A 9,478-nucleotide genomic window follows, 5' to 3' on the forward strand; every position below is an offset into this window, starting at 1 on the left:
TTTACATACCATCATTAAAAAGGCGGATATAATTCTGCCCTGGATGGTGCAGCGCTTTTCGCCCTTATTGCATAATGATATGGACCGCTACCGCGATATGATAGTGGATGATATGGAATGGTGCCGCCGGAACAATATTGAGTATGTGCCATGCGTTTGTCCCGGGTTTAGCTGGCATAACCTGAGTAAGTACGAGTTCCCGGATGATGTAAAACCTGTAGGCTCCATACCCCGCCAGGGCGGCCGCTTTTACTGGCAGCAGCTGTCAACCGCCATGCTGGCCGGGGCAGGCATGATCTACGTAGCTATGTTTGATGAAGTGAATGAAGGCACCGCCATTTTTAAAGTATCGGATAATCCGCCGGTAGCTAAAAATGTATCGTTCATTGATATGGATGGGCAGCCATCAGATCTGTACTTATGGCTCACCGGGGAAGCCGCAAAAATGCTGCGGAAAGAGAAACCGTTAACCACGGTAATGCCCGTACGCTAGAAGCGCAAAGCGCAAGGCACAAAGCATAAAGCATAAAGCGTAAAGCATAAAGGATAAAGGATAAAGCACAAAGCGTAAAGTGTAAAGCATAAAGCATAAGGCACAAAGGATAAAGCATAACGACAAGTAAACCTAAAACAAAAAACACAAACCATACTTTTTAAACAATTATAATAAGCCTTAAATCCATAAACCATATTAAAAACCTTTTCAGAAACCCTATCTCCGTTACGCACCACTCAATTCGTAATTCGTAATTGAACCTGGTTCGTAATTCACTCAAAACCCTGTAAAATGAAAACGAGCACCAGAACTGCGTTCGCCGGCAGCATACGGCGGTATTCCACGTTATCCATTAACTGGAGAAATGTACTCTTATTCTTTGCTATTGGACTGCTGGCTGCCTGCTCCAAGCAGGACCTCGAAAAACAATTAAAAGAAGGCGTTAGTCTGAACAAAATGGCTGCCACCCCTTTAGCCTCCCCGGTGGGCGACGTAGTGGGAAAGGTGACCGTTGGTTACCAGGGCTGGTTTGCCTGTACCGGCGACGGATCGCCCATTAACGCCTGGTGGCACTGGACCCAGGACTGGAGCCAGTCGCCCTCACCCACCAACAAAGGCATGAAATCATGGCCGGATGTCAGGGATTACACCACCACCTTTGCTACCAGCTTCCCTAACCTGGGCAATGGGCAGCAGGCACGTTTATTCTCATCGTTCACTGACCAGACGGTGAACGTACAATTCCAATGGATGCAGCAGTATGGTATTGACTGCGCGGCATTACAGCGCTTCAACCCCACCGGGGGCGAAGGGCCGGTGCGCGATGCCATTACCGCCAAAGTGAGAACAGCGGCAGAAACCTATGGCCGCAAATTTTACATTATGTATGATGTAAGCGGCTGGACCAACATGCAGTCGGAAATAAAAACCGACTGGACCAACAAAATGAAAGCCTACACCTCATCCAGCGCATATGCCGTGCAAAATGGCAAGCCGGTAGTATGTATCTGGGGCTTTGGCTTTAACGACAACAACCACAACTTTTCAGCCGCAGCCTGCCTGGATGTAATTAACTGGTTCAAAGGCCAGGGCTGTTATGTAATTGGCGGTGTGCCCACCTGGTGGCGTACTGCACCGGCCAACTCCGATTCCCGTACCGGCTTCCTGGATGTGTACAAGGCATTCAACATGCTTTCTCCCTGGATGGTTGGCCGCATTGGCAGCGCCGGTGAATCCGACAATTTTTACAACAACGTGAACATTGGCGACCAGGCTTTCTGTAACCAGAACGGTATCGACTACCAGCCCTGCGTGCTGCCCGGCGACCTGCAGGAACGCCAGCGCGCGCATGGCGATTTTATGTGGCGCCAGTTCTATAACATGGTACGTGTAGGCGCCCAGGGCATCTACATTTCTATGTTCGATGAGTACAATGAAGGCAACCAGATCGCTAAAACAGCGGAAAACGCATCCTTTGTACCCTCCGGCTCCGGTTTCTGGGCATTGGATGAGGATGGGGTAGCCTGTTCTGCAGACTATTACCTGCGCCTTACCGGCGATGGCGCCCGCATGCTCAAAGGGCAGCTGGGCCTTACGGCTACACGCCCCACCCAGCCAATAGTGGGCAATAACAACGGCAACATACCCTTTGGACAAACTATTACCCTGAAGGCGGCCAATAACCTGTACGTATGCAGCGAAAATGCCACCCAGGCCATGAACTGTAACCGTACAGCGGTTGGCCCCTGGGAGCAGTTCACTGTGGTAAATGCGGGCAACGGCAAAGTAGCCCTGCAGAACCTGGGCAAATACGTATCTTCTGAGAACGGTACCCAGGCCATCACCTGCAACCGTACTGCCATTGGCGGCTGGGAGCAGTTTGACTGGATAGCCAATGCCGATGGCACCATTTCCCTGAAAGGCAACAATGGGGCATTTATTTCCGGGGAAAACGGTACCCAGCCCATGACCTGTACCCGGACCACTGCCGGCGCCACGGAAAAATTCCGGGTGAACCAGTAAAAAATAAAACGCACAGATACACAATTTGTGCAACATGAAAAGCCGCCGGTAGTGGTTACACTGCCGGCGGCTTTTGCCTTTTGGTAAAGAAGCGGACACTACCCCCAATAAGAGAGCTGGTGGCCGTTATAAGGCCCCGGCATCCATGGCTTATTTCTTCAATTTGTGTAGCAATTTCCCCATACATAAAACGGGTAAGTAGCAGGCACTGGCACGGCATTTGCCTTTTCCTGTTAAACCATATCTTTTTATTACGTCCACCGGGTAAGTTCCTGTTAGTGATAAGCCCCTTAAAAAAAATTGACATGAAAGGAGTACATGAAGAAGATAATACGGTAGGAGTGACAAATGATGATAGCGGAGGCGCAGAGTATACATTGCGCCTGTTCATCAGCGGAGCATCTGCTAATTCCGCCAAAGCTGTGTTAAACCTGATCAGTGTGTGCGACACTTATATTAAAGGCAGGTATGCTTTAGAGGTCATTGATATTTTCCAGGATCATGAGCTGGCGCAGAAAGAACACATTACAGCCGTGCCTTCACTCATTATAAAAACACCTTTATCCGCAAAAACCCTGGTTGGTAATATGTCCAACTGCCAGAAGATATTACAGGGATTGAGACTTACAACATGAGATTTACAACATAAGTATGGAAAAAGGCAAACCGTCATATGAAACGCTGCAGCAAGAGGTGCAGCAATTGCGTGTTGCGTTGGAAGAAGCAAGAGATACAATAGCCGCCATCCGTTCCGGGGAAGTAGATGCTTTGATAGTAGAGGGGGAGTTGGGCAATGAGATGTACACCTTAACCAGTACAGATCTTACCTATCGCCGCTTTATAGAGAAAATGGCACAAGGCGCTGTTACTATCAGCAAAGAGGGTACTATACTTTATAGTAACTCCCGCTTTGCCAATATGATAGATACTCCGCTCTCCGGCGTAATAGGCCTTTCTTTCAGCCAGTTTGTGAAACCCGAGTACCAGGGCCACTTTGAACAGCTGCAGGAAAAAGGATGGATGGATGATACCATTGGAGAAGTGGTGCTGAAAAATGCGCAGGAAGGTTTAACCGTACAGCTGTCCCTCACCAAGCTGGAGCTGGATGGTGGTTTTGCCATCAGTATCATCATCACAGATCTTACCGCAGAAAAAGAAACACAACGGCAGCTAAAGCAGCAGAACGATAAGCTGGAACAGATCAATCATGCGCTGGAGCTCAGCAATCACGATCTGCAGCAGTTTGCATCCGTAGCCTCGCACGATCTGCAGGAGCCGCTGCGCAAGATCCAGATGTTTTCCAGCCTGCTGAAGAAAAAGATCAACGGCCTTCCCGAAGATGCACACATGTACCTGGGGAAGATCATCAGCTCATCAGAAAGAATGAAGCAGCTGATGGATGATATACTGAACTACTCCATGTTATCCTCCAACCAGATCAAATATGAGCATATTGAGCTGCAGCAGCTGATGAACGACCTGCTGGAAGATTATGAGCTCATCATCCAGGAAAAAGGCGCCAGCGTTGTGATAGAAGATCTGCCGGCTATAGAAGCTAACCGGGGGCAGATCAGGCAGCTGTTCCAGAATATGATCAGCAATGCCATCAAGTTCTCCCGGCAAAATGTAGCGCCCAGCGTTTTTATCAGCGGCCGCCGCATTCACTCCCGCAGCTTTGAAGCGCCGGAACAGCACGACGGGCCTTTTTGCCGCATCTCCATAAAAGATAACGGCATTGGTTTTGATGAGAAATATATGAGCAATATTTTTTCGCTCTTTGGCCGCTTAAACCCGCGGGGTATGTATGAAGGTACCGGCATTGGGTTGGCCATCGCAAAAAAGATAGTAGATAAACACGGCGGCTTAATTACCGCACATAGTATAGAGGGAATAGGTTCAGAATTTATTGTAGTGTTGCCACTACAACAGTTTTAGCGGAAATTTAATGCAAGTCACAGGGAAAAAAGCAAATGCAGCACCGTACAGGCGCTGCATTTTGTTTTTATGAAATACTATCTTTGCGGCAATCCTTTACCTATGCAGTTTCGTTTCAGCTGGAAATTTTTTGTGCTCACCGTTTTGTTATTTATTACAGAAGTGCTGATTGCCCTGTATGTGCACGATAGTTTTATACGGCCTTATTTTGGCGATTTCTTAGTAGTGATACTGCTGTACTGTTTTATAAGCACGTTTTTGCAGGCGCCGGTAAAGCCTTTAGCCATAGGTGTGTTGCTATTCGCTTATTTAATTGAAACGCTGCAGTACTTTAACCTGGTAAAACATTTGGGCCTGCAGCACTCCCGCCTGGCCAATATTGTAATAGGCAACCATTTTGAATGGACGGATATGCTGGCCTACACCCTGGGCATTTTATGTATACTCCTGCTTGATAAGTTAAGACCAGCGCCGGTTTCGCAGGTACAATAATTGTTGCCTACCGGTTATTCTGTACTTTTAAATAACCGGATAATGAACAACAAGCATCAAACGCCTGCCGGCAATCCGGTGATCAGGCATAAGTTCACCGCAGATCCTGCGGCCATTGTTTTTAACGGTAAGGTATATATGTATACCGGTCATGATGAAGCGCCGCCCGGCGAGTATAAGTATGTCATGAATGAGTGGTTATGTTTTTCTTCAACAGACATGGTTAACTGGACCGAACATCCCATTCCCCTGAAAGCGGCGGATTTCAAATGGGTAAAAGGCGGGGCCTGGGCATCGCAGGTTATTGAGCGGCATGGTAAGTTCTTCTGGTATGTAGCAGTGGAACATAATACCATTCCCGGCCGCGCCATAGGCGTAGCAGTGGCCGACCGCCCGGAAGGGCCGTATAAAGATGCCCGCGGATCAGCGCTGGTAAGTAATGATATGACCACCTTTATTGATAGTGATAAAGATGATATAGACCCCACCGTGATCATTGATGACGACGGGCAGGCATACCTGTTCTGGGGCAATGGCATGTGTTATTATGCAAAGCTGAAGGAGAATATGACAGAGCTGGACGGAGAGATAAAAAAAGTAGACCTGCCTGATTTTTCAGAAGGCGCCTGGATCCATAAACAGGGCGGCTGGTATTACCTGTTATATGGTTACCAGTTCCCGGAAAAGGTGGCCTATGCCATGAGCCGCAGCATTCACGGCCCCTGGGAGTTTAAAGGTATTGTAAATGAAATAGCAGGTAACTGCCAAACCAACTCACCGGCCCTGCTGGAATACAAGGGCCTCACGTATTTTATTTACCACAACGGGGGCTTGCCCCCGCATGGCGATAGTTACCGCCGCTCTGTATGTATCGATTACCTGTTATATAATCCGGATGGCACCCTGAAACGCGTGCAAATGACCTCAGAGGGCGTAGTGCCGGTAAAGTAAAGGCTGTATTAATCGCGTAGCAGCTCAATGATCTCCGTGCGTTTCATAGCCTCCGCTAATGACAATGCCGTGTGATCCATAGCTACTGCATGCCGGTTGGCCCTGTTTTCCAGCAGCAGCCTTACCATATGTACATGGCCCATTTCGGCCGCGCGGTGTAAGGCGGTGAACCCGCGTGCATCTGCTGCATTTACATCGGCCCCGGCTTGCACCAGCAGGTTAAAATGCCTGGCGGCATTGGATTGTACGGCATTCATAACAGGCGTAGCGCCTTCGGCCGATCGTACATTGGGATCAGCGCCCAGCGCCAGCAGCTTTTCCATAGGCGCTGTTGTTTCGCAGGCAAGGCTCCAGTGCAGGGGCGCCAAACCATCCCTGGCCAGGCTGTTCACCGGGATACCTTCCAGCACATATTTTTCAATCTCCGGCATATTACTCCTGGCCACAGCAATATGTAACAGGGAATGGGAGCGTAAAGGTTTGCTTACAACCGGTACAAAATTTTCATTAAAGGTGCCTATCTGCGCCAGCTTGCCGAAAACGGAAAAAGCCCATAACGCCGCCTCGCGCGGCTTATCTTTTAAAGGAGCCGGCAGCGGCGCAGGCACCACTTCGCCAATGGCATAATTCATTAGCAGAAAACGCACCATGGCCCTGGTAAAAGCAGGTGCTTCATCTTCCAGGAACTTACCGGTAATGCTTTTAACCGTTAGCTGGTTATGCTGCTGTACAACAGTGGCGGTTACCAATACCATTCTTAACCAGCTGCGTACAAATACCAGCGTGTTATCCATAAAATATATGGCCCACTTATGCTCCATGGTTTGCGGCATAAATAATACCCCTGGCGCCAGCTTACCATCGGTAGCTACAGTAATACCGCCTTCAATAGTAGTGCTTTCCGCAGGCGAAATACCGGCAAATGAGCTCCCATCCTCCTGGTTATACGAAACCGCATTCATGGCCATTTGCGGGTCGGAAGAGGTAGCGGTCATACGAAGTGTGACCGCGCGCAGGTCAAGCAGTGGAATGCGCCAGGTATTGTTTGCCGCCGGAATAAGTGGAATGGTTTGATCCTGAGGGTCAGATGCCGCAGGACTGGTTTTTCGGAACAGGTTACTGAGGAACGACATAATGCTCACAATATAATAGATTTTTATAATGAATATTATTGCCGCTGCGCGCTCATCATACTTAATACTGGCATAACATAAAACGTATTTTCTTTGTTATTTCGTTAATGAATTGAAAATAAACGGGGTTGGCGATCATCTAACAGTTATGCCGGAAAAAAGGGGCTTCAAAAAACAGATCATTATATTATGCATGGCGCTGGGCAGCTGCCTGCCGGCGCTGTTCAGCACAGGCTATCCCACTCATACCAATATTGGGGTAACACCCGCTGTTGCCTGGTTTAAAGCAGGCGCGCAGGATTTTGCCGTCGCCACCGCACAGCTGCAAACCGCGGTGCAGGCCATAGATGAAAAGCATCCGCAAACCATATTGCAGGCGCGCCAGGCATTGGCCCAATGCCGCCTGCAATATAAACGGATAGAGTTTTTCCTGGAATACTTTTTCCGCAGCGCCGCCATGATCTATAACGGTCCGCCCAAGTATGAAATAGAAGAGCCCTATATGGAATACATGACCCCTATAGGCTTGCAGGTAATAGAAAGCCTGCTGTTTGAGAAAGACGCCGCTGCACATCAAAAAGAATTATTACAACAGGCAGCAGCCATCAATTCCTCTGCACAGGATATGCCTGCTTTGTTATTTGGTTTTACCGCCACCGATAACCAGCTGCTGGAAAGTGTGCGCCTGCAGCTGATCCGTGTATACACCCTTGGCATTACCGGTTATGATGCCCCGCTGTTAAAAACCGGCATCACAGAATCACACGCTGTTTTGCAGGGCCTTCAAAACATACTCACTCCTTTTTTACAAACGCATGCGCCGCATGCAGATAGTGTTAAATATTATTTAGCCGGCTGCCTGCAGCTGTTGCAGGCCGGTCAGAACTTTGATACGTTTAACCGTTTGCAGTTCCTAACCGTATATGCCTTACCGTTACAGCGTAACCTGGGTTTGCTGATCAATGAGCTGCAGCTGCAGCAGAACACCACACAGGGCGTGCTTAATTATGATGCCGCACATTTGTTCAGCAAAGATGCCATCAACAAAAATGCATTTCCTGCAGACAGCAGCACCCTGAACACAGCCTTAATTACCCTGGGCAAAACACTGTTCACAGAACGGGCGCTTTCCGGTAACAATAAAATAAGCTGCGCTACCTGTCACCGGCCGGAACTGCATTTTACAGATGCATTGCCCGCCAGCGTTGCATTTGATGGTCATTCACATGTAAGCAGGAATGCCCCCACTTTATTATACGCAGCTTACCAGTACGCGCAGTTCTGGGACGGGCGGGCTAAGAGCCTGGAGGAGCAGGTAAGCGCAGTAGTAAGCAACCCGCAGGAAATGAATGGCAATGCAGCCAATACCCTGCAGCAATTGCAAACAAGCAAAACATACCGGCAGCTCTTTAAGCAGGCATTTAACGACAGCGCTATCACCACTCCCGGAATAGTTACTGCCATAGCCGCTTACGTACGCACGCTAAGTCCCTTTAACGCGCCTTTTGACCAGTATTTGGCGGGTGATACTGCCGCCATGAGCAGCGCCCAGCAACGCGGGTTTAACTTATTTATGGGCAAGGCCCAATGCGGTACCTGCCACTTTGCACCGGTATTTAACGGGCTGGTGCCGCCGCTGTACAACTTTACAGAGCTGGAAGTATTGGGCGCCACCCGCACAGATGATCTTAACAAACCGGTAGCAGATACCGACCAGGGGCGCTTCAATATTTTTCCCATTGAATATTACCAGCAGGCATTTAAAACGCCTACGGTACGCAATGTATCGGCCACGGGGCCGTACATGCACAACGGCGCTTTCAGCACCCTGCAAAGCGTAGTGGAGTTTTACAACAAAGGCGGGGGCCGGGGCTTAGGCTTGCAGGTGCCGCAGCAAACACTGGCCGCTATGCCTTTACAGCTAAGCAGCACAGAGGTGAATGATATTGTGAGCTTCCTGCATGCGCTGGAAGATCCCATCACCAATTAAACCATCAACATTAGCATATAAACAATGAAGCAAACACTTTTTTTACTCGCCTGCATATGTATGATCATGGCAGGTTTTACACCCGCAAATGCACAGGAGCAGCGCAACCCAACGGTAGTGCCGGTATTATTAAGAGGCCCTTATTTACAGGTAGCTACCAGCACCAGTATTATTATACGCTGGCGTACTACCACCATGACGCGCAGCGTGGTAAAATACGGCAGGGCAGTTAATCAGCTGGACAGCACTGCGCAGGAACCCACGCTTACCTTTGAGCACCAGGTAAAACTAACAGGACTTACCCCACGCACCAGGTATTATTACGCTATTGGCGGCGGCCAGGGCGCAATGATCCAGGGCGATAGCAGCAATCATTTTGTAACCCTGCCCGTACCCGGCACAGAAGGCGCTTACCGTATAGGTGTGTTTGGCGACTGCGGCAACAACTCAACCCGCCAG

The 9,478-nt window shown here is 49.1% G+C and carries 8 protein-coding genes and 1 pseudogene; 8 read left to right on the forward strand and 1 reads right to left on the reverse strand.

Translation table 11 applies throughout. The features are described from left to right. The 6 genes and pseudogenes from VIM87_RS11520 to VIM87_RS11545 all read left to right on the forward strand — a co-directional run. Nucleotides 1-493, forward strand: a pseudogene (locus VIM87_RS11520) (hypothetical protein); the annotation flags it as partial. Between the two features lie 294 nt (nt 494-787). Then, entirely contained in the window at nt 788-2,518 is a 1,731-nt protein-coding gene (locus VIM87_RS11525) for a lectin (protein WP_331997139.1), read from the forward strand. 305 nt (nt 2,519-2,823) lie between these two features. Next, on the forward strand, nt 2,824-3,153 hold the full coding sequence (locus VIM87_RS11530) for a circadian clock KaiB family protein (RefSeq protein ID WP_331997140.1): 330 nt from the start codon (nt 2,824-2,826) through the stop codon (nt 3,151-3,153). Nucleotides 3,154-3,169: 16 nt separating this feature from the next. Next, a complete protein-coding gene (locus tag VIM87_RS11535; protein ID WP_331997141.1) occupies nt 3,170-4,453 on the forward strand; it encodes a sensor histidine kinase in 1,284 nt (427 codons plus the stop codon). Between the two features lie 102 nt (nt 4,454-4,555). Next, nucleotides 4,556-4,945, forward strand: coding sequence for a DUF2809 domain-containing protein (locus tag VIM87_RS11540; protein ID WP_331997142.1), 390 nt, complete (start codon nt 4,556-4,558; stop codon nt 4,943-4,945). A gap of 42 nt (nt 4,946-4,987) precedes the next feature. Then, nucleotides 4,988-5,896 (forward strand): glycoside hydrolase family 43 protein, encoded by a 909-nt coding sequence (locus VIM87_RS11545; RefSeq protein ID WP_331997143.1) that lies wholly within the window; start codon nt 4,988-4,990, stop codon nt 5,894-5,896. Nucleotides 5,897-5,904: 8 nt separating this feature from the next. On the opposite strand, the gene VIM87_RS11550 is transcribed toward VIM87_RS11545, so the two are convergent. Then, nucleotides 5,905-7,029 carry an ankyrin repeat domain-containing protein gene (locus tag VIM87_RS11550; protein ID WP_331997144.1) on the reverse strand — a complete coding sequence of 375 codons (1,125 nt, stop codon included), beginning with the start codon at nt 7,027-7,029 and terminating at the stop codon, nt 5,905-5,907. 148 nt (nt 7,030-7,177) lie between these two features. Between VIM87_RS11550 and VIM87_RS11555 the strand changes: the two genes are divergently transcribed. Together VIM87_RS11555 and VIM87_RS11560 are read left to right on the forward strand one after the other, a co-directional pair. Further along, entirely contained in the window at nt 7,178-9,019 is a 1,842-nt protein-coding gene (locus VIM87_RS11555) for a cytochrome c peroxidase (RefSeq protein ID WP_331997145.1), read from the forward strand. Between the two features lie 24 nt (nt 9,020-9,043). Further along, nucleotides 9,044-9,478 (forward strand): fibronectin type III domain-containing protein (locus tag VIM87_RS11560; protein ID WP_331997146.1); only part of this gene is annotated, 435 nt, incomplete at its 3' end.

This window comes from Chitinophaga sp., from assembly GCF_036569125.1.
Lineage (GTDB): Bacteria > Bacteroidota > Bacteroidia > Chitinophagales > Chitinophagaceae > Chitinophaga.

Bases quoted from the DNA above. Each gene is read 5' to 3' on its own strand.
- VIM87_RS11525 (WP_331997139.1), top strand. From the start codon at position 788: ATGAAAACGAGCACCAGAACTGCGTTCGCCGGCAGCATACGGCGGTAT.
- VIM87_RS11530 (WP_331997140.1), top strand. From the start codon at position 2,824: ATGAAAGGAGTACATGAAGAAGATAATACGGTAGGAGTGACAAATGAT.
- VIM87_RS11535 (WP_331997141.1), top strand. From the start codon at position 3,170: ATGGAAAAAGGCAAACCGTCATATGAAACGCTGCAGCAAGAGGTGCAG.
- VIM87_RS11540 (WP_331997142.1), top strand. From the start codon at position 4,556: ATGCAGTTTCGTTTCAGCTGGAAATTTTTTGTGCTCACCGTTTTGTTA.
- VIM87_RS11545 (WP_331997143.1), top strand. From the start codon at position 4,988: ATGAACAACAAGCATCAAACGCCTGCCGGCAATCCGGTGATCAGGCAT.
- VIM87_RS11550 (WP_331997144.1), bottom strand. From the start codon at position 7,029: ATGTCGTTCCTCAGTAACCTGTTCCGAAAAACCAGTCCTGCGGCATCT.
- VIM87_RS11555 (WP_331997145.1), top strand. From the start codon at position 7,178: ATGCCGGAAAAAAGGGGCTTCAAAAAACAGATCATTATATTATGCATG.